Consider the following 26,995-nt stretch of genomic DNA (forward strand, 5'->3'; position numbering starts at 1 on the left):
CGACTTTAAAATAGAGTCGGAATTTTTATTAATTCAACCTGAAATCTAAATACAGATCGTTTCTTAATACATCTAAAATTTGTTTATTTATATTTACTCTTCGGTTCATTGATTGTGATTCTAAATATACATTGTTCTTTTTATCGATAATTTCAAAGTGTATATCTTTTGAACCTGCATTTTCATCACATACTTTGTTTAAAGTAGTAATGGTATTTTCATCTAAATTTTCCAAGTTTATCTTAATGGTTAATTTTTTAGCATGTTTTCCGATTACATCGCTAAGTTCTTCGATATTTAGCACATTTATATATACAAAGCCGTTATCTTTAATCATTCCTACCGTGATTTTTACTAAAACAAATAAATTAGGAATAAGATATTTTTGCAAATCCAGATAATTCTTTTTAAGCTTAAGAGAAATAGTACCTGTTTTATCTTCCAAATCAAAATAGGCGATTCTTGTTCTGCCATCGTTTATTTCCTTGTGCTCAAAACGTGAGATCATACCGGCGATATACACTTCCTTATTAATATAATTTTCTTTATTTTCATTAATTTCGGAAATATCAACAGGTTTAATCAACGCAATTTCGTATTTGTAATTATCCATTGGATGAGCGGATATATAGATACCTACTACTTCTTTTTCTCTGCCCAATTTATACATGGTACTCCATTCTTCCGTTTCAGGAATTACCGGTTTCATAACATCAAATCCTTCATCCCCCAAGTCTCCAAATAAAGAATTTTGAGCAGAATTCTTATTATCCTGATAGGCAATCCCGTATCTTACCAGCTTTTCAATAGTGCTGGTACCATTTTCTTCTTTAAAAAATTGAGCACGATTATTATTGGCTAGTCCATCAAAAGCTCCTGCCAATACTAAATTTTCCAGAACTTTTTTATTTATATTTTTTAAATCTGTCCTTTCAAAAAATTCAAACAGATTTTTATATTTTCCCTTAGTTTGTCTTTCACTTACTACAGCTTCAACAGCATTTTCACCGATTCCCTTAATAGCTCCCATTCCAAAACGGATAGCACCTTTTTCATTTACAGTGAATTCATAATCACTTTCATTAACATCAGGTCCTAGCACTTCCAATCCCATATTTTTACATTCTTCCATAAAGAAACTCAAAGTGGTAAGATTGTTAAGGTTATTGCTAAGCAATGCGGCCATAAATTCTGCAGGAAAATGAGCTTTTAAATAAGCGGTTTGAAAGGCAATAAATGCATAACAAGTGGAGTGAGATTTGTTAAAAGCGTATTGAGCAAAAGCTTTCCAGTCTTCCCATATTTTTTTTAATTTATCTTCTGGATGACCTCTTTCGATAGCTCCCTCGAGAAAACGAGCTTCCATTTTATTTAAGACTTGAATTTGCTTCTTACCCATAGCTTTTCTAAGCACGTCCGCATCACCTTTACTAAATCCGGCTAATTTTTGAGAAAGAAGCATTACTTGTTCTTGATAAACAGTAATACCGTAAGTATCCGCAAGATACTCTTCCATATCTTCTAAATCGTAAGATATTTCTTCCTTTCCATGTTTACGATTGATAAAGTTCGGAATATATTGTAAAGGTCCGGGACGATACAAGGCATTCATGGCAATCAAGTCCTCAAACTTATCGGGTTGCAATGCTTTGAGGTGCTTTTGCATTCCGGGGGACTCATATTGGAAGATACCTACTGTATTTCCATTTTTGAATATCTCATAGGTTTTATCATCATCCAAAGGAAAATCATCGGGATTTAAAACTTCTCCGGTCCTTTTTCTAATAATTTCAATGGTATCGGCAATAATCGTCAAGGTACGTAAACCTAGAAAATCCATTTTTAACAATCCGGCACTTTCTACCACGGAGTTATCAAATTGGGATACCAACAAAGAGGAATCTTTAGCAACGGCAACCGGTATTAAATTAGTAATATCTTCCGGAGTAATAATTACTCCACACGCATGAACTCCCGTGTTCCGTAAGCTACCTTCCAGTTGGTAAGCATTTTGTATTACCCGCCCTTCCAGGTCATATTCATTAAATTTTTGTTTTAGTTGAAGCACAGGAACAGACTCCTCTTTACCGAAATCTTTAATTAACTCACTTTCTGTTTTATTTTTTAGCTTGGTTAAATTTAAGGTAGAGGGTAGGTTTTTTGATAAGCGGTCTGTATCGCTTAAGGGCAATTCAAGCACTCTTCCTGCATCCCTTATCGCGGAACGTCCGGCTAACGTACCGTAAGTAATTATTTGAGCAACCTGATTTTCTCCGTATTTATCTACCACCCATTGAATGATTTTTTCACGTCCTCTATCGTCAAAATCGATGTCTATATCGGGTAAGGATACCCGATCCGGATTTAAGAAACGCTCAAAAAGTAAATCATATTTAATAGGATCTATATTAGTAATCCCTATGCAATAAGCAACGGCTGATCCGGCTGCAGAACCTCGACCCGGACCAACAGATACACCCATTTTACGCGCTTGTGAGGTGAAATCCTGTACAATGAGAAAATAGCCGGGATATCCCGTTTTGGCTATGGTTTCCAACTCAAATTGTAAACGATCTTTAGTATCTTCGGATAATTGGTCACCATATCTTTTTTTAGCTCCTTCCCAAGTTAGATATGCTAAGTAGGCATTTTCTCCTCGCTTACCTCCGTCCACTTCATCTTGAGGGTCTTTAAATTCATCAGGTATATCAAATTTAGGAAGTAAAACATCTCGGGTTAATTGATAAGGTTCAAATTTTTTGATAAAATCTTCAAAATTTTCAATTGCTTCCGGTATATCTGCAAACAATTGAGCCATTTCTGTTTGAGATTTAAAATTATATTCATCATTAGGAAGACCGTATCTTCTTCCAAAACCTCTGCCCTTAGGGGTAGATTGTTTTTCTCCGTCTTTTATACATAAAAGGATATCCTGGGTTTCTGCTTCTTTTTTACTAATATAAAATGTATCGTTTTGAGCTAAAACCTTGACTCCGTATTTTTTGGCAAATTTTATTAAAACTTTGTTGAGGTGTTCCTCTTCATCTAAATGGTGTCTTAATAACTCTACATAAAAATCATCACCAAATAATCCATGCCAATAGATAAAGGCCTCTTCTGCCTGCTTTTCTCCCACATTTAAAATTAGACTGGGAATTTCTGAAGATAAACTTCCGGTAGTTGCAATTAAATTTTCTTTATATTGTTCAATAAGTTCTTTTCCAATTCTGGGATAGCCTGCATACAAACCTAGTTTATATCCTAAAGTTGATAATTTAGAAATATTTTTAAATCCTTCATGATTTTTAGCAAGTAATATCTGAGTATATCTACGATCCGGATTATCTTTTGTAAATTTATTTTGTAAATAAGTTTCAGATATATACAGTTCACAACCGATAATTGGTAAAATCTCATTTTTTAAAGGTTCAGAACCATCGCCTTCTAAAATTTTAGCATTATGATCTTTAATAGATCCATTAGCTTTTTTTATTTCATTGAGAAAAGCAAATGCACCCATCAAGTTGCCCGTATCCGTTACACCTAAAGCGGGCATGTTATATTCTAAGGTTTTTTTTATTAAATCAGAATGTTTACTGGTAGAAGTAAGTATTGAATAAACCGAATGATTGTGAAAGTGGAAAAAAGATGAATAATTTATTTCATCTACAGATTTTTTAGTACTTTCTGATTTCCCTTTTAGTTGCTTATTAAAATCTTTGACCTGTTCACGAATAACAATATCAAAAGGTTGAAAAGGTTCAGGATGAGTTTCAACAAAAGCACTTAATTCTTCTTCTGTAAAATTCAGCTTATTTGCACTTATTTGGTTTCGTCTAACCAACTCCCAAAATGCCTGAGCAGTAGCATTAACGTCTGCCGCAGCATTGTGTGCCTCATCAAAACCATGCCCAAATAATTTTTCATATAATTCGGAAAGTTTAGGAAATTTAAATCCACCTCCCATACCTCCGGGCAAAGCACAAAAATTAGTTCCCTCACGGGCTGTATCTATTAACGGAAGATCCGCAATATGGTTTTCTATTGATTTTCGATAAAATTCAGCTCCAACAATCGGGATGTCGAATGCTATATTTTGTCCGACTAAAATCGGATTATCTGCCAGTACCGCATTAAATTGATCCAATACGGTTTTAAGATCATGACCTTCCGCTAATGCTTTTTCGGTACTTATACCGTGAATTTTTTGAGCATTGAAAGGGATGTCGTATCCTTCGGGTTTAATTATATAGTCATAGTTTTCAATTAAATCACCATTTTCATCATGTAACTGCCAGGCAATTTGAACCATTCTAGGCCAATTGTCTGAATCGGAAACAGGTGCATTTGCATTGGCAGGAAGACCTGTGGTTTCAGTATCAAAAACTAGGAATTTCATAATACAAAGTTAGGGATTTCTTTATGAATGTAACTTTTAAATCTTAAGTTCCTTCAATATTTCATTTCTTAAAAATAACTTTGAAAGATATTGGAATTGAATAAAATAGAGTGAATTTTTACATTAAAAAAATTACAGGGTAAAGAAAGATTGGTTTCCATTTAAACTGAATGAAAATATAACTTAACAGCCTGAAATTTTACATGTATTACATATAAAATATTTATAAGCAAATCATTTATTAGGTCTAATTTTTGATTTTTTATTTTACTAAAACAATAAAAAAACATAGTGTATGGAAAATATTATTGAAAAACTTCAAAAAGAAGTAGGTCTCAGTGAAGATCAAGCGGTGAAATCTTTAAATGTAATAAAAGAATATATGGATAAAGAAGATTTACATGTTGATTGGGAAAAATTCTTTAAAGGGAAATACGAACATTTTAAAGATTCAGTATCTAATTTTTTTAGTAAAATATCCAATAAGGCAGAAGATTGGGGTGATAAAATAGGAGATAAGGTAGAGGATTTAACCACAGATGCTAAACGAAAAATTAGAGATGCATCTAAAAAAGAATAGATTAAGTTTTTAACTTATATAAATTTGTGCAAGAAGCTTATCAATTAAGCTTCTTTTTTTATTTAAAAAAATCATTTTTTGATTTAGAAATTAGTATTTCGGCTATAAAAATAAGAAAGATTTTTAATAAATTAATTTAATTAGAACTGAAATTGAAATCTAGTTTAAAAACCTATTATTTGTTTTAAATTCATGATAAAAAATTACTAATGTTTTTAATATAAAAATAGTTGATAAACCATAAAATATGTATTTTTGTATCTCTTCTATAATAGGATAAAAATGTTAGTATTAAAATTTGGAGGCACAAGCGTAGGAAGTGCAGAACGTATAAAAAATTTAGCTGAATTAACTAAAGGTAAAAAACCGAAGATTGTTGTTTTGTCTGCTATGAGTGGAACAACTAATGCCTTAGTAGAAATATCCCAAGCTCTTTATGAAAAAAATACTTCTAAGGCGAAAGAATTAATACAATCTCTAGAAGATAAATACAGAAAGGAAATAAAAGATCTGTACAAGAATGAAACCATTGCCAAGAAAGGGAACGAACTTTTGGATGATTATTTCAATTATATAGCATCATTCTTGGATTTACCTATATTTACTTCCAAGGAAGAAAAAATAATTTTGGCTCAAGGTGAACTTTTGAGCACTCATATGTTCCATTTTTACATGAGTGAAATCGGAGAAAAAACGATATTACTTCCGGCGTTAGAATTTATGAGAATAAACAAAGACGGTGAACCGGATTTTCCTTATATAGAAGAACGTATTAAAGAAGAAATTAAAAAGTATCCTGATATAGATTTTTTTATTACTCAAGGATATATTTGTAAAAATGCTCAAGGAGACATAGACAATTTGCAAAGAGGGGGAAGTGATTATACAGCTTGTATAATTGGCGCTGTAATTGATGCTGAAGAAATACAAATATGGACCGATATCGACGGGATGCATAATAACGATCCTAGATTTGTTAATAAAACTCATCCCATAAATGAACTAAGTTTTGATGAAGCTGCAGAATTAGCCTATTTCGGAGCAAAGATTTTACATCCAACCTGTATTCTACCTGCACAGAAAAGAGGAATACCCGTAGCTTTGAAAAATACAATGCAACCCGAAGCTAAAGGTACTTTAATAGGAAATATTAATACTCCGGAAGGAATTCGTGCCGTAGCAGCAAAGGACGGTATTTACGCCATAACCATAAAAAGTGGTAGAATGCTATTGGCGTATGGATTTCTAAAGACAATTTTTGAAATATTCGATAAATATAAAACCTCTATAGATATGATTACCACTTCAGAGGTTGCTGTATCATTAACCATTGACAATCCTTCTAATTTAGAATATATATTAAAGGAATTAAGAGAAATAGCCAATGTAGAATATGAAAAAGATCAAACCATTATTGCCATCGTAGGAAATATTGCAAAAAATGAATCAGGTTATGCTGTTAAAATTTTGGAAGCTCTTAAAAATATTCCTCTGCATATGATATCTTATGGAGGAAGTGAGCATAATATATCTGTAGTAATTGACAGCAAAAGTAAAAAAGAAGCATTACAAGCTTTGAATACAACTCTTTTTGGATATTAAAAATATAAGATAATTTAGTTAAATTTAAATAATAAATATATCATTACTCAAATTACCTTTAAGTTAATTACTTAAAGGTATTTTTTATATCGTAATTATGCTGTAAATCTAAATTGTAAATGCAATTTTATCGATGTAATGATTCTAATTGATTTTTGAAAATAGATAACATGTAAGATAATTATATTTTTTCAATATTAGAATCTATCACTACTAATTGTTACTTTAAAAATACCAACTAAAAATAAGTGCAAGTAATATAAAATTTATCCTAAAAAAACATTAAATAAACTTGAACAGATGAAATAAAATAAAGGAAATGAATTTTACGGTTACGGTACTGTAAGAAAAATACAATGCTATGAGTATTAATTATTTATATCTGGATAAATTTGTTTATTAGAAAATAAAAAATCAAAGTTGAACTATAATATTGATAAAAAATTTCTAATTTCGCAAAAAAATCTTAGCATGAATTTGGTAATTGTTGAATCGCCCGCAAAGGCCAAAACAATAAAAAAATTTTTAGGAAATGACTTTGAAGTTGAATCTAGTTATGGTCATATAACTGATTTGGCAAAAAAAGACATGGGTATAGATATGAAAACTCTAGAGCCCATATATCAAGTCTCCTCAGATAAAAAAGAAGTCGTTAAAAAACTAAAATCATTAGCAAAAAAAGCAGATACTGTATGGTTGGCTTCCGATGAAGATCGTGAAGGGGAAGCTATTGCTTGGCATTTATTTAATGAATTACAACTTAAATCAGAAAATACTAAAAGAATTGTTTTTCATGAAATAACCAAAAATGCCATACAAAAAGCCATTCAAAACCCTAGAAATATAGATATTAATCTGGTTAATGCACAACAGGCCCGAAGAGTGTTGGACCGATTGGTAGGATTTGAAATGTCACCTATTCTTTGGTCTAAAATAAAAGCCGGATTATCTGCAGGAAGAGTGCAATCTGTGGCTGTACGTTTGATCTGTGAAAGAGAAAAGGAAATTGAAAAATTTATTCCGGTTCCTACGTATAAAGTTGAAGCAGATTTTTACAATAAATCTCATAATTTATTAAAAAGTAAATTAAATACTGATTTTCAAGACTATTCTAAGGCATTAGATTTTATACAAAGAGCCCAAGGGAAAACATTCACTATATCCAATGTTGAGACTCGTCCAAGTAAAAGAAGTCCATCAGCCCCTTTCACTACTTCTACTTTACAACAAGAAGCTGCCAAATTAGGATTTTCAGTTAGTAGAACAATGATGTTAGCTCAACAACTCTACGAATCGGGGTACATTACCTACATGAGAACCGATAGCGTCAATTTATCAGAAGAAGCGTTGAATTCTGCAAAAGATGTAATTATTGGACAATATGGAAAAGAATATTTAAATACACGACAATATACCACAAAAAATAAGTCTGCTCAAGAAGCTCACGAAGCAATTCGTCCAACCAATTTATCCGTACAAGAAGCAGGGGCAGATGATTCACAAAAGAAACTATATCATTTAATTTGGAGAAGAACTTTGGCCTCACAAATGGCCGATGCTAAATTAGAAAGAACAATTGTCGATATATCAAATCCGGAATTAAAAGAGAAGTTCGTAACAAAAGGAGAAGTTATTGTCTTTGATGGATTTTTAAAAGTATACCAAATTCAAAAAGAAGAAGATTCAGCCGATGAAGACAATAATGAAGGACTCTTACCTGTCGTAGAAAAAGGAGAAGAAGTACAACTATCTCAAATTATTGGCGAAGAAAAATTCAGTAGGCCGGCAGCTAGATATAATGAAGCCTCTTTAGTAAGGAAATTAGAAGAATTAGGAATCGGGCGTCCTTCCACATATGCTCCTACTATTTCTACAATTCAAAAAAGACAATATGTGGAAATCAGAGATTTAGATCCCAAACAAAGGGAGGTAAAGAAGATTCTTTTAAAAGATGATACTATAAAAGAAAGTGTTGAAATTGAAAATTATGGAGCGGATCGAAGAAAATTAATGCCGACAGATATAGGATTAGTTGTAAATGAATTTTTAACGGAACATTTTCCAACCATATTAGATTATGGCTTCACAGCAAAGGTTGAAGAAGACTTTGACAATATAGCCGGAGGAAATGAAAACTGGAAAGAAATGTTGACCGGTTTTTATGATGATTTTCACCCCCATGTAGAAGAAGTAAAAGAAACGGCAGAAAGAGCTACAGGAGAAAGATTATTAGGACAAGATCCTATAAGCGGTAAAAATATTTACGCTCGCATAGGGAGATTCGGTCCAATGATTCAAATGGGTGAAACCGAAGATGAAGAAAAGCCAAAATTCGCCGGTTTAATGAAAGGGCAACACATAAATTCAATAACTTTAGAAGAAGCGCTTAAATTATTTGAATTGCCTAAGTATTTAGGAGATTATGAAGATAAAAAAGTTGAAGTAAATACAGGAAGATTTGGTCCTTATGTAAAACATAACAGCAAGTTTTTTTCTTTGAAACCTAAAGAAGGAGATGAAATTTCAACCATTACTTTAGAAAGAGCTATCGAATTAATAGAAGCGAAAAGGGAAGCAGACAGAAATAAATTTATTAAAGCATTTGAATCAGAAGATCCAATTATTGAAATTTTAAATGGAAGATGGGGGCCTTATATTAAACAAGGAAAAGAAAATTATAAAATCCCTAAAGACACGGAAGCCGATAAATTAACTCTCGAAGATGTCAAAAAATTAATCTCGGAATCAGGTAGTAAAACCAAGCCTAAATCCAAAACCAAATCAAAAAAGAAATAAGTGGAAGCATTGCGAGATTTTTTGCATCCGGTAGATGAATCCTTAATATATGCACAACCGGATTCAGTAGGAAGCAAGATACAATTTTACTGGGATAAAAAACTTGAAGAGAATAGTGTTGTAATTATTGGTTGTCCCGATTTAAGAGGTACCGGCCATAAAAAAGAGTTTTCCAATTTAAGGTTGATCCGTGAAGAATTCTATCAATTAGTATGGAATGATTGGAATTTAAAGTTGTATGATTTGGGAGATATAATTCCTGGAAATGAATGGGAGGATACAGATTTTGCTCTCAAAAAAGTATTGGAAGAATTATTGGAAATGAAGGTACAACCCATAATCTTAGGTGGAAATATGGGACTGAATTATACCGCCTATAAAGCACTTTCTATACTAAAAAAGCCTTTAAATTATACCGCAGTTGATACGAAAATTGAAATTGGAAATACAGAAGGAAAGCTAACGGATAAAAATTATCTTTCCAAGATGATAGTTGAAGATTTTAATTTACTTTTCAATTTTACCAATATAGGATATCAAAGTTACTACGTACCTCAATCAACATTAAAAAAATTTAACACTTTAGATTTTGAAGGCTTACGTTTAGGAAATATAACAACAAATATAAAAGATTCAGAGCCTATATTCAGAAGCTCTGATTTTGTAGGGATCAATTTGGACTCTGTAGAGTCTTATGACGGGACTCTCTCAACCGGAAGTACGGTAAACGGATTCACCAATCGTGAAATTTGTGGTTTATCAAGGTATATAGGTTTGTCTAAACAGGTAAAAATAATAGGGATCTATAATTTTTTAGGATATTCATACAATAAAATGAATGAAAAATTAGTTTCTCAAATTTTGTGGTATCTGATAGAAGGTAAAAATCAGCAAGAATATTATGAAAATGATGAATACATAAAATATACTGTCTTACATGAAGATAAAGAGTTGGTCTTTTTAAAAGATAAATATGTCGATAGGTGGTGGTTGGCTATCGATTTTGAGGACAATGAAAATCTTCCTTTCTTAGTTCCTTGTTCATTAAATGATTACAAAGAAGCTTTAGAAGGAAATGTTCCCGAGCGATATTGGAAAACTTTCAAAAAGTTTTTATAAACGGCCACAGATAAAATTAACGCTGATTTAAATAGAAGAATAAAAAAATTTTTAAATAAAATAAAAAAATAGTAGTTTTACAATTTTTAAAAGAAACTTTGGTTATAATGAGAAAAGTATTATTACTCTTATTGGCAACGTCAACAATAATTTCTTGTAATTCATCCAAAAAAGGAAGAGCAGGAAAACCGGGATCACAAGGAGAGATTGTAGTTACGCAAAAGAGTCAGCAATGGAATAACAAAAAACCGTATGGTATGGTTCCTATTCCAGGTGGAGCTTTTGTTTTAGGGCAATCTGACATGGATTTCACCGGAACAAACACAAAAGCCCCTTTAACTACTGTTACCGTATCAGCATTTTATATGGATGATACTGAAGTAACCAATGCTGAATATAGAGTATTTGTAAACTATGTTAAAGATTCCATTGTTCGTTCCCTATTAGCAGAAAGAGGAGGAGAAGAAGGAGGTGAAGGAATAGGAAGATATTCTTATTTAAACAAAAAATCAGAAAAAGAACAGACTGCATATCAGCAAATGTTGGAAGAACAGGGGGGGAGAGAAGGATATGACGAATCTAAAAAGTTAGATTGGTCGGTGCCTTTAGAATGGAATACTTCCAGATACCCTGATGTTGCTTATGCAGAAGTATTAGAATCATTATATTACCCGCCGGAAGAAAGATTCAACAATGAAAGAGTTATAGATGCTAGAAAATTAATTTACCAATTCACATGGATTGATCAACTGGAGGCAGTTAAAAATAAAGGTAGAGGTAAAGATTTTCTTAGAAGAGAAGAAATAGCTATTTATCCGGATACGACTGTATGGCTGAGAGATTTTAATTATTCTTTTAATGAGCCTTTATTTGAACAGTATTTTTGGCATAAAGCTTATTCTAAATATCCTGTAGTAGGGGTAACCTGGGATCAAGCAAGAGCTTTTTGTGCCTATAGTACAAAATCCAAAAACGATTATAACCAAAGCCGAAAAAGAAAAATAGATAAAGTATTTCCGTATAGATTACCTTCAGAAGTTGAATGGGAATATGCTGCACGAGGAGGTTTAGAAAATGCTCCTTATCCATGGGGAGGACCTTATCTAATAGATGATAGAGGTTGCTATTTAGCCAATTTTAAACCTAAAAGAGGGGATTACATGGAAAATGAAAATGGTTATTTATACACAGCCCCAGTTAAATCTTTCCGTAAAAACGGGTTTGGATTATATGATATGGCCGGTAATGTTTCTGAATGGACTGTTTCCGCATATAATAATAGTTCTTATATAATATCATCCACCTTAAATCCTTATTTAGGAAATAGAATTGAAGACCCTCGAAAAGTTATAAAAGGAGGATCGTGGAAAGACATAGGTTACATGCTAATGGTGAGTGAAAGAGATTGGGAACATAAAGATTCAGCAAGAAGTTTTATTGGTTTTAGACGTGTTCAAACTATACCGGAAGGGTCTAAGGGTAAATATCCGGCTGTTAAAAAACATGCTCCGGTAAGATAATTAGTACTGATAATTAAATAATACATAGATAATAATTTAGAAAATTTAGAAAAATGGCAAATCAAACGAAATCAAAGGATAAAGTGTTAAATATGGTGTACTCTTTAGGTGCAGCAGTAGTTATCATTGGTGCTTTATTTAAAATTAATCACTGGGGATTAGGTCCTATAACCGGTAGTACCATATTAGCAATAGGTTTAATTGTTGAAGCTTTTATATTTGTGGTATTTGCGTTTGATCCACCTCCTGCTGAATATGAATGGGAAAAAGCATATCCGGAATTATTAGACGGTTCATCAGCACAGAGAAAATCAAAATCTCAAATACAGGACTCATCCATACAAGAAGCTGAAATATCTTTGTCAACTAAATTAGACCAAATGCTTTCTCAAGCTAAATTAGATGCAGGATTGTTGGAAAGATTACGAGGTGGTATAGAAAACTTTGGACAAGCTGTTGAAGGAATTAACAAAACCGTAGAAGCTAGTTCTGTTACAGAAAAATATAAAAACCAATTAAGTATAGCTTCCTCTCATTTAGAAAATTTAAATGCTTTATACCAATTGCAATTAGACAATGGTAAAAAATATTCAGAAGCAAATCAAAAATTTGTGGATGATTTATCCAAAGCAGGAGAGTATTCTCATACATTCCAAAAACAATTGGCTGAATTAACAGCAAATCTAAACAACTTAAATAAGGTATATGGTGGTATGCTTAATGCCATGAAAGCTTAATAATTTTAAATTTAAAAATTAAATAAGTAAAAATGGCAGCAGGAAAACAGACACCACGCCAGAAGATGATAAACCTAATGTATTTAGTGTTTATTGCTATGTTGGCAATGAATGTAGACAGAGAGGTTTTACGTTCTTTCGAAGGTATAAATGAATCTTTACAATTATCCACAAAATTAACGGATGAAAACAATAAGACCTTTTATGAACAAATCGATGCTAAAAAAGCCGATGGAAATGAAGGGTATGTAGAGATAGCAAAAAAATCAGATGAAGTTAAAAGACAAGCACAGACAGCTGTAGATGCGATTGAAGAAGTAAAAAATCGTTTAGCGACAGCTGCAGAATATACTCCTCCTTCAGCAGGTGAAGAAACTAATTACAATTCACTTCAAAATACAGATGTAGTTAATAAAGTATTCTTTGCAAATGATAACACAGCTACAAAAGATGTGCAAGATATGATTGCAAAGGTTAAAACATTTACCCAATTTATTTTGCAAGGAGCGAATGAGAATGCAAAGAAAAGGATTGATCAATTGTTTGATTTTACAGATAAACAAAATAAACCGTGGATTGTTAATCAATTTTATGATCAACCTATGATTTCAGCTCTAACTAACTTAACAAGATTACAATCAAATATTAGAACTGAAGAAGGGAACAGAGTTAGAGATTTATTAGCTAACAAACTGCAAGATGAAATCGAATTGAAAGCCTTTGTTCCAATTGTTTCTGCACCAAAATTTGTTAGAGCAGGAGAGAAATTTAATGTTACAATTGGTTTCGGTGCATACGATAACACATTAAAAGGATCTATAACTTTGAACGGACGAAATATTCCTTTATCTGAAGGAAAAGCTATAGTTAATATGGTTGCTTCCGGAGTAGGAAAACAACGTTTATCAGGTAATATCTCATACCAAACAGCAAATGGTATTAAAACAGAATCGTTCGATGAAACATACGAAGTTGTACAAGATGTTGTTAAGGATTTACCAACCGGAGGAACTGTAGTAGCAGATAAGATGAATGTAGTTTATAGAGGTGTAGATAACCCTATGAGCGGATCGGTTACAGGAGTTGATGCATCTACTATCAGTATGATTACTTCAAACGGTAGTCTTTCAAGATCAGGAAAAGGTTGGATATATAAAGCAGGTTCAGGAACAACTACAAACTTTACCATTTCTGGAAAAACTTCTTCTGGAAAAACTGTTTCTACAACTGTTGCATTTAGAATTAAGAATGTACCAAAAGCGCAAGGTACCATACGAGGTGCGAATGTAGTAAGTATGCCGCCTAGCTCCGTATCTAATCAAACAGTATCAGCAGCTATACCGGATTTTGAATTCCCTGTTACCTTTAATGTTACCGGATTTAAATTGAAGAGACCGGGAGCTGCAGCAAGACCTTATTCCGGAAATTCGCTAAGACCGGCTGCAGATTATTTAAAAGGATTAAAATCAGGTGATCAAGTATTAATATTTGATATTTCTGCTACAGCATCCGGAATATCTCAACAAAGTATTTCACCTATTCTTATAAATGTTCAATAAAAAAGAAATTAATAATACTATTTTTAACATGAAATCTTTATTACTTAGCTTAACAGTCTTAATAAGTTCAGGAGCATTTGCACAAAATATCTTAAATGCAAAGTCCCCTGTTGAATTAAGAGAAATGAGAGAAGAGAGATATGATATTGTAAATGGAACAGATACAATTTCTACAGCTCCGACTGTCTTACCTTATGGGTATATTGAAGATAAAGATATTTTATGGTCTAAAGTAGTATGGGAGATTATAGATTTAAATGAAAAATTAAATCAACCTTATTACTATTCTTATGAGGATGTTTCAGCTACTTATGTCTCCCTATACGATGCTCTTTTTAAGGGTATTGATTCAGGTAATATAACAGAAGTTTATGATGATGATAACTTTACATCAAGAATTTCACCCGAAAATCTTCAAAATAAAATCCAAGCAATAAGAGAATCCGAGTGGCTTCAAGATAAAAGAGCTTCCGGGGAAGAAATTACTGCTCAAGATTTGGTTGAAGGAGTAGATCATTTTAAAACGGATACACGTAGCGTGAAATTAATTAAGATTAAAGGAATGTGGTATATAGATAAACGATTAGGTCAAATGAAATATCGTTTGTTGGGAATTGCACCTATGGGACCGGATCCTCAAGTCATGGGGCTTTCAGAAGCTGCTATGCTTGGATATCAAGGAGATGAAGAGTTGATCGACTTATTTTGGATATTTTATCCTGGAGCCAGAGAGGTTTTATCCAGTTGTACAGTGTATAATCCTAAAAACGGATCTTCATCAATTACCTATGATGATGTACTTAACGCAAGACGATTCAGTTCCATTATTTATAAATCACAATCTGAATATGGTGACGGGTTGATATCAAATTATATACCCGGAGATGCAAAATCTCAGCTTGAAGAAAGTAATAGAATTAAAAATGAAATTCTACAGAAAGAAAACAATATGTGGAATTATTAATTAAATGAATTTTAATAAAATACAGTCCTGAATCACACAAATTGATTCAGGACTTTTTTTTTAACTTTACAAATAAAAAATACTACTTCCGATAATATAAAAAGTATGCTAGATTATCTTATTATAGGTCAAGGATTGGCAGGTTCCTGTTTGGCTCATAAATTATATAAAGAAAACAAATCATTTAAAATAATAGATATAGTTTCCAATTCGGCTTCATTTGTTTCATCGGGAATGTATAATCCCGTGGTGTTAAAACGATTTACGCCTGTTTGGAACGCAGAAATTGAAATTGATAAATTACGTAAAGAATTTACAGAATTTGAAGATTTATTACAGGTAAAACTAGTTTATAATTCAAATTTATACAGAATTTTTGCAAATGAGGACGAAGTTAAAACTTGGAAAAAAAAGTCTGTAAGGAATGAAAATTTAAAACCTTTTTTAGATCCTGAAATTTATGATTCGATCAATCCAAATATTATAGCAAAATTTGGAATGGGAAGAGTTTATAAGGCAGGGAAGATATTTGTTAGAGAACTTTTAAGGGAATTTAGAAAATTTTTACTTAATGAAAATAGGATAATTGACGATATATTTGATTTTAATCAATTAACTAATGAGATAAATCATTATGAATATAAAGGAATCAAAGCTAAAAAAGTCGTATTTTGTGATGGTTATGCTTTAAAGTATAACCCTTTTTTTAGCTATCTTCCTATGGAAGGTGTCAAAGGGGAAACCATGGTAATTCATGCCAATGGATTAGGCCTTACTGATATCGTAAAAGCTAAGGTTTTTATTATGCCTATGGAAAAAGACTATTATTATATAGGAGCTACTTATCATTATCGTGAAGTAAATGATGAAATATCTGAAGAAGGACAGAGCGAACTAATTAATAATTTGAATAAATTTTTAACTATTGATTATAAAATTATTAAAAAATTTGCAGGAATACGACCTACAGTTGTTGATCGTCGACCCTTATTAGGAGAGCATTCTGAACATAAAAATATGTTTATATTTAATGGTTTGGGCAGTAGGGGAGTTATGTTAGCCCCTATTATGGCAGAAGAGTTATTTGATTATATGGAAAATGGAAAAAAATTAATGTCAGAAGTAAATATTAATAGATTTAATTTATAAAATGGAAAATTCAAATATTATTGTAATAGGTATTATTATAATTACCAGCGTACTTAGTTTTAAAGGATTTAAAGATCAGAATTTTTTTAACCGTTATAAGTTTAATATCGATGCTATTTTAAAAGGAAAACAATGGGAAAGGATGATTACTTCAGCATTTTTACACGGAGATATCGCTCATTTGTTTTTCAATATGTATACCTTTTATTTTTTTTCAGTCTTTTTACTAAATTATGGAAATCTGTTTTTTCTGATAACATACTTCGGATCCATTATTAGCGGTAATTTATTGGCATTATGGATGCATAAAAATAATCCACAATATAGTGCAATAGGAGCTTCGGGCGGTGTATCCGGGATCTTATTTGCTACAATTATTATAAATTCAGAAATTTCAATAGGAATTTTTCCTTTACCATTTTCTATTCCGGGATGGATTTTTGGTGTTGTTTATTTAACCTATTCTTTATATGGGATGAAGACTCAATTGGGTAATATTGGACATGATGCTCATTTAGGAGGAGCTCTTTTTGGTATTCTTTGCGGACTCTTATTTGTTAGTGAATATCCCTATTATCCTTTTACTAATTTTAGACCCATTTATTTATTATTAATGCTAATTCCTATCGCATATTTAATTTACTTAATTGTTAATAAACGCAAAGAATAAGCACTTTTAATCAACTATAATTTATAAATGATTTTTATTTTAAGTAATAGTGATTGTATTATAATTAAAATTTAAGATATAACTTAATTGGTTAAAAATGATCATACAAACAATTACTTATTTACTTTAAAATCTTATATCCTATTTTACAGCTTAAACATTGTTTTTTTAAACATTTATTTTTATATAAATATAGAAATGCTTGAGAGTCTAAAGCAGAATTAATTTTAATACCTAATTGATTATAACTTTTTATAATCGCATTATTTTCAGCTTTAATTTCAGAAAGTATTTCAAAAATTTCTTCTTCCATAGGTTTTCCGATACTTAAAGAATAAGCATATTTTATGGGAAGAAATGCATTTAGAATTAGCAAATCTTTTTGTGAATTAGATAATTTTTTTTCAAAGGTTGATGATGTTTTTTTATCAAAAACATAATGATCATTCCAATAGCCGGATGCTTTGACATCATCTAATAGCCGATAATACTGATTTACAGATTTGATACCTATGATATAAGAAAATAAATTTTGATAAGTAGAGATAATGTTTGCAAGTTGGGATAATCTAATGGTAGGAAAATTTGAAGGCCTTAATCTCAAATATTTTACGTCAGTAATTTTTTCCGGTAGGTTAAATTTTGATTGCAAAAATTTAAATTCTTTATATAAATCTTGAGGATACGTATCAACGCTATTTTCCAGTTTATGAGTTGTTCCAAATAATAAAGATTCGGTTTGAAAAAGATTTTTAGAAATTTTTCTAATAATCCCATAATCTAAATATAAAAATATATATTCAAATGCATAAGCATTTATTTTGAGACCTAATGTGTACCCTAAAACAGTAGTTAGGGTGGCTTCCCAATCATTCTTTTTTCTTTTCAAAATTTCATAGATACGTTCACATTTATTTTTTAATTTGTCCAAGTATAAATTTTCTGAGAAAGAAAAAATATCACAAATTAATGAGTTGTCAATTAAATTTTCGCAAGGGATAAATTTGAATGTTTGATGATCCAAAAATTCATAATTATTATAAATCTCATTGGAAATATAGGATTTCAATTCAAGAACAGGAAAAGATAAATTTCGGATTTTATTGTTATTATCATCAATTTCGTATACAACGTGAAGAATTATATTTTTGTAATAATTATTGAGATCATGTTTATGCTTAAACCAATCCGATGATTTTACATGAATTTCAACATTACCGTTCCATTCAATATCATCTATTTTTAACTTAGCAAAAATAAAATCCGGGCCTTCATTCGTATTATAAGTTCCCGCTTGAATTATTTCAACTTTTTTGCCATCATTAGTATATAGATCTAAAGTATTAAATTTTTTAAATTGCCAAATATAATGCAGTAATTTTTCTCTCATAATTTAGTCTTATTCAAGTAATTAATAAGATAAATTTAATGAAAATAAAAAAAGTTTTAGCTAATTACTAAAACTTTTTCTACAATGAATTGATATTTTTATCTTTTATCTATATCGATATAATCTCTTTTAGGGCTACCGATATATATTTGTCTTGGCCTGTTAATAGGCTCATTATTCATTCTCATTTCTTTCCATTGAGCAATCCACCCGGGCAATCTGCCTAAAGCAAACATAATTGTAAACATCTCTGTAGGAATGCCTAGAGCTCTGTAGATAATTCCGGAATAAAAATCGACATTAGGATAAAGCTTTTTCTCAATAAAATAAGGATCATTTAAAGCTACCTCTTCTAATTTCTTAGCAATTTCAAGGGTTTCATCTTCAACACCTAATCTATTGAATACATCGTCTGCCACCTTTTTTATTACCTTAGCTCTAGGATCAAAATTTCTGTATACCCGATGTCCAAATCCCATAAGACGGAAACTATCATCTTTTGATTTTGCTTTATCGATCCATTTTTGAAGATCACCACCGTCATTTTTAATCATTTCGAGCATTTCGATTACTGCTTGATTAGCTCCTCCGTGTAAAGGTCCCCAAAGGGCTGAAACTCCTGCAGATATTGAAGCAAATAGTCCGGTCTGAGCTGAACCTACCATTCGGACAGTCGACGCAGAGCAATTTTGTTCATGATCAGCATGAAGTATAAGCAATTTGTTGATGGCATCAACAACTACTTCATCAATTTCTAGATCCTCAGTTGGCATTCTGAACATCATTTGATAAAAGTTGTGAGGATAATCCAGTCTATTGTTAGAATAATTCAAAGGTAACCCTAATTTTAATCGGTATGTCCAAGCGCATAATACAGGAAATTTACCCAATAATAAGGTATATGCGTTATATAGATCTCTTTCAGATTTAACATTAACAGCATGAGGATTGAAAGCAGTTAAGGAACTGGTAAGGGTAGATAAAACACCCATTGGATGAGCAGAACGAGGAAATGCTTTTAAAATTTGTTTCATTTCTTCACTTACCAAACTATTCTTTTTTATATCTGCCTCAAATCTGTTTAATTGTTCCAGAGTAGGTAGTTCTCCTTCTAACAATAAATACATAACCTCGGTGAAGGTTGATTTTTTAGCAATTTGTTCAATGGGATATCCTCGATAATATAATTGACCTAAATCTCCATCAAGATATGTAATTTTACTTTTAGTTGAACCTGTATTTTTGAAGCCGACATCTAAAGTAATTAGTCCGGTTTCATCTCGTAATTTGGATATATTTATGCCTCTGTCGCCAATAACACTCTCAACAATGGGATATTCATATTCTTTGCCTTCATAGGATAATTTTACTGTGTCTGACATATTATGTTCTTTCTTATTTTATTAGTTGTTTTATGCTTTGAATATATGAAATTAAAATTAGTAGAAAAAAAATTATAAAAGAAATATTGAAAAAAAACATTCAAAAACAGTAAATTAGAAGAAAAAGTTAAAATAAATATCGAGTATTTTTATAATTTTTTGGATGTATGGATAAGTGTACTTATCAAATAGGGGAGGAAATCCCAAAAAATTCTTATTCTTCCCATATAAGTCAATAATTTTTAATGGAGATAATTTAGTCGAGAATTTATGCAATAAAAAAACGGAAAGAATTAACTAATCTTTCCGTTTATCTTTATTTATAAAATAAATTATCTTTTAACTTTAAAAGCTTTGAATTGAGGATAAACAGCAACTTCTCCTAAGTTTTCTTCAATTCTTAGTAATTGGTTGTATTTAGCCATACGATCTGATCTAGAAGCAGAACCTGTTTTAATTTGACCACAGTTTAATGCAACGGCAAGATCTGCAATCGTATTATCTTCTGTTTCACCGGAACGGTGAGACATTACTGCAGTATATCCGGCATTTTGAGCCATTTGTACAGCATCAATAGTTTCTGTAAGAGTTCCGATTTGATTAACTTTAATTAAGATTGAGTTTCCTACTCCTTGTTTAATTCCGTCTTCAAGTCTTTTAACATTGGTAACAAATAAATCATCACCTACTAATTGAACTCTTTTACCGATTTTTTCGGTAAGTATTTTCCAACCTTCCCAATCGTTTTGATCCATACCGTCTTCAATAGAAATAATTGGATATTTTTCAGTTAATTCAGCTAAATAAGAAGCCTGTTCTTCACTGGTTCTTACTTTACCTCCTTGACCTTCAAAAATAGAATAATCATATTTATTGTCTTTAAAGAATTCAGATGAAGCACAATCTAGAGCTAGCATAACATCTTGACCCGGAGTGTATCCTGCTTTTTTGGTAGCATCTAAAATGGTATCTAAAGCATCTTCAATATTTTTAAAGTTAGGAGCAAAACCACCTTCATCACCTACAGCAGTACTTAAACCTCTGTCATGTAAAACTTTTTTAAGAGAGTGGAAAATTTCAGTTCCCATACGAATAGCAGTAGAATAACAATCTGCAGCAACCGGCATAATCATAAATTCCTGAAACGCAATAGGAGCATCAGAATGTGCACCTGCGTTGATAATATTCATCATTGGAACAGGTAGAACTTTACCGTTTACACCTCCAACGTATCGATATAATGGTAATCCTAATTCTTTAGCAGCAGCTTGAGCAACAGCTAAAGATACGCCTAAAATAGCATTAGCACCTAATTTACCTTTATTAGGTGTACCATCCAGGTCAATCATTGTTTTATCTATTAAAGCTTGTTCAAAGACATCAACTCCAACTAATTCAGGTGCAATAACATCATTTACATTTTCAACAGCTTTTAAAACTCCTTTACCTAAATATTCTTTTCCTCCATCTCTTAATTCAACAGCTTCATATTCACCGGTTGATGCTCCAGATGGAACAGCTGCTCTACCCAAAGTACCGTATTCGGTGATTACATCAACTTCAACTGTTGGATTTCCTCTGGAATCCAAGATTTGTCTTGCATGAATTTGTGCTATTAGACTCATAATATTATAAAATTTGTTTGTTAAAATTTTATACAAAAATACTCATTTATTAATATATAGAGGATATGAAAAGTTTATTTTTTATTGTATTGTTGATGCTATAAAATATAAAATTATTTATGGAGAAATAAATTTTAAACAGACCGGCATATCAATTTTTATATTTTGATTGGTGTCTTGTAAAAATCCTGTATTTTGATCAATGGAAAATATTTGAATGGTATCACTATCTTGATTAGCTACTATCAAAAATTTACCATTAGGAGATATAACGAAATTTCTGGGATTGATATTAGTTCTTTCATAATCAATGGGAGTTAATTTACCTGTATTCTGATCGATACTGAAAATTGATATTCCATCCTTTTTTAATCTGTTGGAAGAATATAAAAACTTGCCATTAGGATGTATATGAATATCTGCACTTCCTTCGGCCTTGTATTCATCGGAAACAGTCGTCTGAATTTCTTCTAAATTTCCATCCTCATATTTAAAAACAACTACAGTTCCACCCAATTCATTAATTAGATAAGCAAATTTTTTATTTTGATGAAATACGAGGTGTCGAGGACCTGAACCGGGTGCAACATTTATATAAGCCGGATCAAAAAACGTAAGAAAATTCTTTTCAGTAGAATAATTTACATTGAACTTATAAATTCTATCACTTCCTAAATCCGTAGCAAAAAGATATTTATAATCGGGAGAGAACACCACGCAATGAAGATGCGATTGATTTTGCCGCACATCGTGTACGCTGCTCCCCGAAAAATTAACCTGTTGAATCATGGGACTTAAACTTCCGTCAGGTTCAGTTTTAAAAACAGAAATACTTCCTCCTATATAATTAGCCGTAACTATGTATTTATCTTGATATTCAATAGTAATATAACAAGGTGCAGCGCCATAGGCTGCCTGTGAGTTTTGAAAGGAAATTTTTCCAGAAGCTTTATCAAATAAAAAGGAATTTACTATGGAACTTTCTTTATCATCATTTTCACTAACTGAATATATATGATTTTTTTTATGGTTTATAACCAAATAGGATGGATTATTAACTGAAACATTATCAATAAATGAAGTACTTCCGGTTTCTGAATCAAAATCATATATATAGATACCGTTGCTTTCTCCATCAGTATAAGTACCTATAACTAAATAAAATTTCATTTTGTTTTTTAGTATTAAAATAATTATTTAAAATTATTAAAAAATATTTATATAAAATTATTTTTATTTTTAAAATTTTGAAATATAAATAAAGTATAAATGCTTTATAATATAATATCCTGTTTTATATAATGAATATTTATTTCTGTTTTTTTCAGTTAAGTACAATATTTGATATAACATTAAAAAAACATATATTTTATAACTTCTTTTTTTGAGTTTTTTCGAAATTAAGACGTAAAAATTTTGTTTTTATATCTTATAACTTAACTACTCTACAACAATTACTTACTACTACATAATTTTTGGAAAGAAATCTAAATAAGTGCTATTTAAATTATAAATAATTAGAATTTATTTAATGAACAAAAAGAGAAAACAAAGAATTTAAAAATTTAATTTAATTCTTTACATAGTTAATTATATAAAATAGTAATGTGATAAATGATTTATATATATAAATAATAAATACAAATAAAGTTATCAATTTATAAATAAAATAATTTAAATAATAAGACATGGGAATTTTACATAATAAAACAGCATTAGTTACAGGTTCAAGTTCAGGTATTGGAAAGTCGATTGCAGAAAAATTTGCGCATGAAGGCGCTAACGTTATTATAACTTACCATTCCGGAAAAGAAAGGGCGGAAAATTTGGTGCAAGAATTATCAGGATTGAACGTAAAAGTTAAAGCATATCAGGTAAATGTTTCAGACTATAATGAAACTCAAAGTTTTTTCAATTTGGTTAATCAAGATTTTACCGATATAGACATTTTAGTTAACAATGCGGGAATAAATGGTAAAAATACATATGTGGAGGATATGAACTTGGAAGATTGGGATAGAACTATAAAAACCAATTTATATGGACCGTTCTATTGTATTAAAGAATTTTTAAAACTTAAGAAAAAAAACAATTCATATAAAGGATCAAGAATTATTAATGTAACTTCTATACATGAATATATTTGCAGACCGGGAGATGCTGATTATAATACAGCTAAAGCCGGAATGAGGAATTTGGCCAGAACTTTGGCTATTGAATTAGCATCAAGAGAATTAACAGTTAATAATATTGCTCCGGGAATGATACTTACTCCTATCAACAAACAATTTACAGATGAAGCGAAGTTATTAAAAGAAAAAGAAGATATTATTCCTATGAAAAGAGGCGGTACACCGGAAGAAGTTGCTAATGTAGCCTTATTTTTAGCTTCCGATGCAAGTTCTTACGTTACCGGTTCAACTTATACAGTGGATGGAGCATTGTCAATATTAGGGCAAAATGCCTAAGTGATTTTACAATATATCTTTAAAATATGAATATTACAGACTTTTTAATAGCCTGTATTCCTATTTTATCTTGGGGTTTTGTTCCCGTTATTGCTACCCTTATAGGTGGAAAGGTTATAGAACAATCATTTGGTATTGCAATAGGGAGTTTTATATTTGCTTGCATTATATATGCCATTAAACATCCTGCTTTAAATCTTCATATTATAGGAATTGGAATCGTATCGGGATTATTTTGGACAATCGGATCGGTTGGACAATTTATGGGATTGAAATATTTGGGAGTTTCAAAATCAATGCCCATATCCAATGGAACTCAGATCATTGGAACTTCTATTTTAGGCGTATTTTTAGGAGATTGGTCTACTCTTAATTCAAAAATATTTGGTTTTACTGCATTAGCGTTAATTATTGTAGGAATTATTTTTACTTCATATAAGGAAGTAATCGAAAATGATGATGCTAAAAAAATAAATTGGAGTAAAGGAATTTCAGTTAATTTATTATCTTCCTTAGGTTTTACATTGTATGTTGGTATTTTAAAATACTATAATATTGATAGTTGGTCGAGTCTTTTGCCTCAATCTGTTGGCCAACTAATTGGTATTAATATTATAGCATTTTTATATTTCAAAGTAAATCCCTATAGTCTTAATTCTTTGAAAAATAGTGTTGTAGGGGTGGTGTGGGCTATAGGTAATTTAGCTATATTGATTTCTCAAATGAAATTAGGATTATCAGTAGCCTATCCGGTTGGTCAAGCATCGATTATTGTCTCAGTGATTGCGGGAGTTTATTTTAACGAAGAAAGAAAAACCAAAAAAGAGTGGATATCATCTATAATTGGTATGACTGTAATCGTGGTTGGATTATTTTTTATTTATTTGTCCGGCGTATTCGATAAATCCTAAGTTAGGAATAGATGTATTAGTCTTTTTTGAGGCTTATAAGAAATAATTTATCAATTCTGTAATATTGCAATCATGAATTTTTAAATATATTAGTTTTTCAAATGTAATATACTACTCGTAACGAATTTATACTATATAAAAAATATAATTTAATAATATATGAAATTTAATTAGATAGAAATTACAATCATATATTTTCATTTAAACCTAAGGACAATTTGCTGAAATTGATTTCATTTTCGTCTCCTGTATTTTTACCTAAAACATCAGATAACTTTACAGCATTTAAATAATCATCAGAAGGTTTTTCTTTTACATGAGTTAATTTAATTACCATATTAAGAGGCTTAACACCCACATCATTAGATAAGTATGTTCCGATGCCATAAGTGTCATGGATTCTATCTTTGACATGTTCTTTTATTTTTTTAACCTCATTTAAATTTAATGAATCACTAAATACTATAGTTTTTGAAGAAGGATCGATTCTATTTTTCTTATAAAAATCGATAGTTTTTTCTGTAAACTCTAGTGGATCTCCACTGTCACAACGCACTCCGTCAAATAATTTTGCCAATTTTAAATTAAAAGATTTAAAAAATGATTGTGTTGTATAAGTATCCGTTAAGGTAATACCCAGGCTTCCCTGGAAAACATCCACCCAAGCTTCCAGAGCTTTAATGTTAGCTGAGCGATAACCGAATAAAGCTCCATGGTACATAAACCATTCATGAGGCATAGTGCCGATTGGAGTTGTATTATATTTCATGGCAAGATATACATTGCTTGTCCCTTTAAAATATTTATCGGAATTTTCCTTTAATACTCCTACAACTTTATCTTGAACGTCGAAAGAATACCTTCTACGAGTACCAAACTCAGAATAATCGGCTTTTAAATTTTTAAGTCCAATCGCTTTTTCTTTAGCTTTAATTTCAATATCTTTTGGCTTTGTGCCGATCATTTCAAAATACAATTCCGATATCATAGCCATAAGCGGAACTTCCCATAAGACAGTTCTATACCAATATCCTTCAACATACAAGTTTAATTTACCACCTTCTTGGGAAATATGAACTTCATCAGGATTGTATCTGTACCCTTCTAAAAAATCTACAAAAAACGGATCTAGAAAATAGCATCTTTTTAAAATAAAATTTTTTTCATCATTAGTTAATTTCAAACTAATCATTTTATTTATTTCTTCTTTCAGCCTTTCTGCAAAACCTTTTGGAAAATCATCTTTTCCTCGATTTATAAAGTCATATCTAACATATGCCCAAGGATATAATTTTTGAATGGCATGCATTACTGAAAATTTATATAAATCGTTGTCTGTAAAATGCTTAATTATCATAATTAAAATATGTTTTCTAAAAAGGTATTTGTCAAAGTTACAATTTTTATGATTAAAACTATTATTAATAAGCCAATTAATTAATAAAACCTTTTATTTTTATCGAATATAAGATAAAAATAAAAAGATTATATTTATCGGATCAAAAACAATATAGAGTTAAAATGAAAGCATTAATAGTAGTTGATATTCAAAACGATTTTCTTCAAGGAGGAAGCTTAGCCGTACAAGGGGGTAATGAAATAATCCCCGTTATTAATTCCATTCAGGAAAAATTTGATTTGGTCGTGGCTACTCAAGATTGGCATCCAAAAGGTCATAAAAGTTTTGCTTCACAATATAGTAATAAAAGCGTGTATGACAAAATTGATTTAAATGGTATAGAGCAGGTTCTATGGCCGGATCATTGCGTTCAAGGCACTGTTGGAGCCGAAATATCTTCGGAACTGAATCAAAATAAAATAGAAGCGATCTTTAGAAAAGGAATGAATACTACTATTGACAGTTATAGTGGTTTTTATGATAATGGAAAATTAAAATGTACGGGTTTAGGAGATTTTTTAAAGGGGAGAGGGGTGAAAGAAATTTTTGTCTGTGGATTAGCGGCTGATTATTGTGTATACTTTACAGCCAAAGATGCTCTGGAATTAGGATTTACATCCACTATTATTGAAAATGCTACAAAAGCTATTGATGTATCAAATTTTGAAAATATTAAAAGAAATTTTATACAAAGTGGAGGTAATATTATAGAAAAAATATAACAA

The 26,995-nt window shown here is 30.8% G+C and carries 19 protein-coding genes; 13 read left to right on the forward strand and 6 right to left on the reverse strand.

The window, feature by feature from the left end; genetic code table 11:
• Positions 1-28 precede the first annotated feature (28 nt).
• Entirely contained in the window at positions 29-4,399 is a 4,371-nt protein-coding gene (gene dnaE, locus J3U20_RS05585; RefSeq protein ID WP_160541965.1) for a DNA polymerase III subunit alpha, read from the reverse strand.
• 295 nt (positions 4,400-4,694) lie between these two features.
• Between dnaE and J3U20_RS05590 the strand changes: the two genes are divergently transcribed.
• The 10 genes from J3U20_RS05590 to J3U20_RS05635 all read left to right on the forward strand — a co-directional run bounded on the left by J3U20_RS05590 (position 4,695) and on the right by J3U20_RS05635 (position 17,095).
• Entirely contained in the window at positions 4,695-4,979 is a 285-nt protein-coding gene (locus J3U20_RS05590) for a hypothetical protein (protein ID WP_160541966.1), read from the forward strand.
• 282 nt (positions 4,980-5,261) lie between these two features.
• Positions 5,262-6,581 carry an aspartate kinase gene (locus J3U20_RS05595; protein WP_160541967.1) on the forward strand — a complete coding sequence of 440 codons (1,320 nt, stop codon included), beginning with the start codon at positions 5,262-5,264 and terminating at the stop codon, positions 6,579-6,581.
• Positions 6,582-7,052: 471 nt separating this feature from the next.
• Positions 7,053-9,377, forward strand: a complete 2,325-nt coding sequence (gene topA, locus J3U20_RS05600) for a type I DNA topoisomerase (RefSeq protein WP_160541968.1) — start codon at positions 7,053-7,055, stop codon at positions 9,375-9,377.
• Positions 9,378-10,496 (forward strand): hypothetical protein, encoded by a 1,119-nt coding sequence (locus J3U20_RS05605; protein WP_160541969.1) that lies wholly within the window; start codon positions 9,378-9,380, stop codon positions 10,494-10,496.
• 107 nt (positions 10,497-10,603) lie between these two features.
• Positions 10,604-12,016, forward strand: a complete 1,413-nt coding sequence (gldK, locus tag J3U20_RS05610; protein ID WP_160541970.1) for a gliding motility lipoprotein GldK — start codon at positions 10,604-10,606, stop codon at positions 12,014-12,016.
• Between the two features lie 53 nt (positions 12,017-12,069).
• Positions 12,070-12,753, forward strand: coding sequence for a gliding motility protein GldL (gldL, locus tag J3U20_RS05615; protein WP_160541971.1), 684 nt, complete (start codon positions 12,070-12,072; stop codon positions 12,751-12,753).
• A gap of 32 nt (positions 12,754-12,785) precedes the next feature.
• On the forward strand, positions 12,786-14,312 hold the full coding sequence (gldM, locus tag J3U20_RS05620) for a gliding motility protein GldM (RefSeq protein WP_160541972.1): 1,527 nt from the start codon (positions 12,786-12,788) through the stop codon (positions 14,310-14,312).
• A gap of 28 nt (positions 14,313-14,340) precedes the next feature.
• Complete coding sequence (gldN, locus tag J3U20_RS05625; RefSeq protein ID WP_160541973.1) at positions 14,341-15,276, forward strand: gliding motility protein GldN; 936 nt, start codon at positions 14,341-14,343, stop codon at positions 15,274-15,276.
• Positions 15,277-15,381: 105 nt separating this feature from the next.
• Entirely contained in the window at positions 15,382-16,425 is a 1,044-nt protein-coding gene (locus tag J3U20_RS05630) for an NAD(P)/FAD-dependent oxidoreductase (RefSeq protein WP_160541974.1), read from the forward strand.
• A 1-nt stretch (position 16,426) separates the two neighbouring features.
• Positions 16,427-17,095, forward strand: coding sequence for a rhomboid family intramembrane serine protease (locus J3U20_RS05635; protein ID WP_160541975.1), 669 nt, complete (start codon positions 16,427-16,429; stop codon positions 17,093-17,095).
• Between the two features lie 121 nt (positions 17,096-17,216).
• On the opposite strand, the gene J3U20_RS05640 is transcribed toward J3U20_RS05635, so the two are convergent.
• From J3U20_RS05640 to J3U20_RS05655, 4 genes are all read right to left on the reverse strand, one after another.
• Entirely contained in the window at positions 17,217-18,485 is a 1,269-nt protein-coding gene (locus J3U20_RS05640; RefSeq protein WP_160541976.1) for a DUF2851 family protein, read from the reverse strand.
• 98 nt (positions 18,486-18,583) lie between these two features.
• Complete coding sequence (locus tag J3U20_RS05645; RefSeq protein ID WP_105297990.1) at positions 18,584-19,867, reverse strand: citrate synthase; 1,284 nt, start codon at positions 19,865-19,867, stop codon at positions 18,584-18,586.
• Between the two features lie 332 nt (positions 19,868-20,199).
• Positions 20,200-21,492 carry a phosphopyruvate hydratase gene (eno, locus tag J3U20_RS05650; protein WP_105297989.1) on the reverse strand — a complete coding sequence of 431 codons (1,293 nt, stop codon included), beginning with the start codon at positions 21,490-21,492 and terminating at the stop codon, positions 20,200-20,202.
• Positions 21,493-21,609: 117 nt separating this feature from the next.
• Positions 21,610-22,662, reverse strand: coding sequence for a lactonase family protein (locus tag J3U20_RS05655; protein WP_160541977.1), 1,053 nt, complete (start codon positions 22,660-22,662; stop codon positions 21,610-21,612).
• A gap of 518 nt (positions 22,663-23,180) precedes the next feature.
• On the opposite strand from J3U20_RS05655, the gene J3U20_RS05660 reads away from it, so the two are divergent.
• Both J3U20_RS05660 and J3U20_RS05665 read left to right on the forward strand, forming a co-directional pair.
• Entirely contained in the window at positions 23,181-23,960 is a 780-nt protein-coding gene (locus J3U20_RS05660) for an SDR family NAD(P)-dependent oxidoreductase (protein ID WP_160541978.1), read from the forward strand.
• Positions 23,961-23,986: 26 nt separating this feature from the next.
• The gene (locus J3U20_RS05665) at positions 23,987-24,871 is read left to right on the forward strand and encodes a GRP family sugar transporter (protein ID WP_160541979.1); all 885 of its coding nucleotides are present in this window, start codon (positions 23,987-23,989) and stop codon (positions 24,869-24,871) included.
• Between the two features lie 187 nt (positions 24,872-25,058).
• On the opposite strand, the gene pncB is transcribed toward J3U20_RS05665, so the two are convergent.
• The gene (gene pncB / locus J3U20_RS05670) at positions 25,059-26,228 is read right to left on the reverse strand and encodes a nicotinate phosphoribosyltransferase (protein WP_105297985.1); all 1,170 of its coding nucleotides are present in this window, start codon (positions 26,226-26,228) and stop codon (positions 25,059-25,061) included.
• Positions 26,229-26,392: 164 nt separating this feature from the next.
• Here pncB and pncA point away from each other — a divergent pair, with 164 nt between their 5' ends.
• Positions 26,393-26,992, forward strand: coding sequence for a bifunctional nicotinamidase/pyrazinamidase (gene pncA, locus J3U20_RS05675; protein ID WP_160541980.1), 600 nt, complete (start codon positions 26,393-26,395; stop codon positions 26,990-26,992).
• The last annotated feature ends 3 nt before the right edge of the window (positions 26,993-26,995 follow it).

Source organism: Apibacter sp. B3919, assembly GCF_026537405.1.
Taxonomy (GTDB): Bacteria; Bacteroidota; Bacteroidia; order Flavobacteriales; family Weeksellaceae; genus Apibacter.

Bases quoted from the DNA above. Each gene is read 5' to 3' on its own strand.
- J3U20_RS05655 (WP_160541977.1), bottom strand. From the start codon at position 22,662: ATGAAATTTTATTTAGTTATAGGTACTTATACTGATGGAGAAAGCAAC.
- J3U20_RS05640 (WP_160541976.1), bottom strand. From the start codon at position 18,485: ATGAGAGAAAAATTACTGCATTATATTTGGCAATTTAAAAAATTTAAT.
- topA (WP_160541968.1), top strand. From the start codon at position 7,053: ATGAATTTGGTAATTGTTGAATCGCCCGCAAAGGCCAAAACAATAAAA.
- J3U20_RS05645 (WP_105297990.1), bottom strand. From the start codon at position 19,867: ATGTCAGACACAGTAAAATTATCCTATGAAGGCAAAGAATATGAATAT.
- dnaE (WP_160541965.1), bottom strand. From the start codon at position 4,399: ATGAAATTCCTAGTTTTTGATACTGAAACCACAGGTCTTCCTGCCAAT.
- gldL (WP_160541971.1), top strand. From the start codon at position 12,070: ATGGCAAATCAAACGAAATCAAAGGATAAAGTGTTAAATATGGTGTAC.
- gldN (WP_160541973.1), top strand. From the start codon at position 14,341: ATGAAATCTTTATTACTTAGCTTAACAGTCTTAATAAGTTCAGGAGCA.
- pncB (WP_105297985.1), bottom strand. From the start codon at position 26,228: ATGATAATTAAGCATTTTACAGACAACGATTTATATAAATTTTCAGTA.
- gldK (WP_160541970.1), top strand. From the start codon at position 10,604: ATGAGAAAAGTATTATTACTCTTATTGGCAACGTCAACAATAATTTCT.
- J3U20_RS05665 (WP_160541979.1), top strand. From the start codon at position 23,987: ATGAATATTACAGACTTTTTAATAGCCTGTATTCCTATTTTATCTTGG.
- J3U20_RS05635 (WP_160541975.1), top strand. From the start codon at position 16,427: ATGGAAAATTCAAATATTATTGTAATAGGTATTATTATAATTACCAGC.
- pncA (WP_160541980.1), top strand. From the start codon at position 26,393: ATGAAAGCATTAATAGTAGTTGATATTCAAAACGATTTTCTTCAAGGA.
- J3U20_RS05660 (WP_160541978.1), top strand. From the start codon at position 23,181: ATGGGAATTTTACATAATAAAACAGCATTAGTTACAGGTTCAAGTTCA.
- J3U20_RS05590 (WP_160541966.1), top strand. From the start codon at position 4,695: ATGGAAAATATTATTGAAAAACTTCAAAAAGAAGTAGGTCTCAGTGAA.
- eno (WP_105297989.1), bottom strand. From the start codon at position 21,492: ATGAGTCTAATAGCACAAATTCATGCAAGACAAATCTTGGATTCCAGA.
- J3U20_RS05630 (WP_160541974.1), top strand. From the start codon at position 15,382: ATGCTAGATTATCTTATTATAGGTCAAGGATTGGCAGGTTCCTGTTTG.
- J3U20_RS05595 (WP_160541967.1), top strand. From the start codon at position 5,262: ATGTTAGTATTAAAATTTGGAGGCACAAGCGTAGGAAGTGCAGAACGT.
- gldM (WP_160541972.1), top strand. From the start codon at position 12,786: ATGGCAGCAGGAAAACAGACACCACGCCAGAAGATGATAAACCTAATG.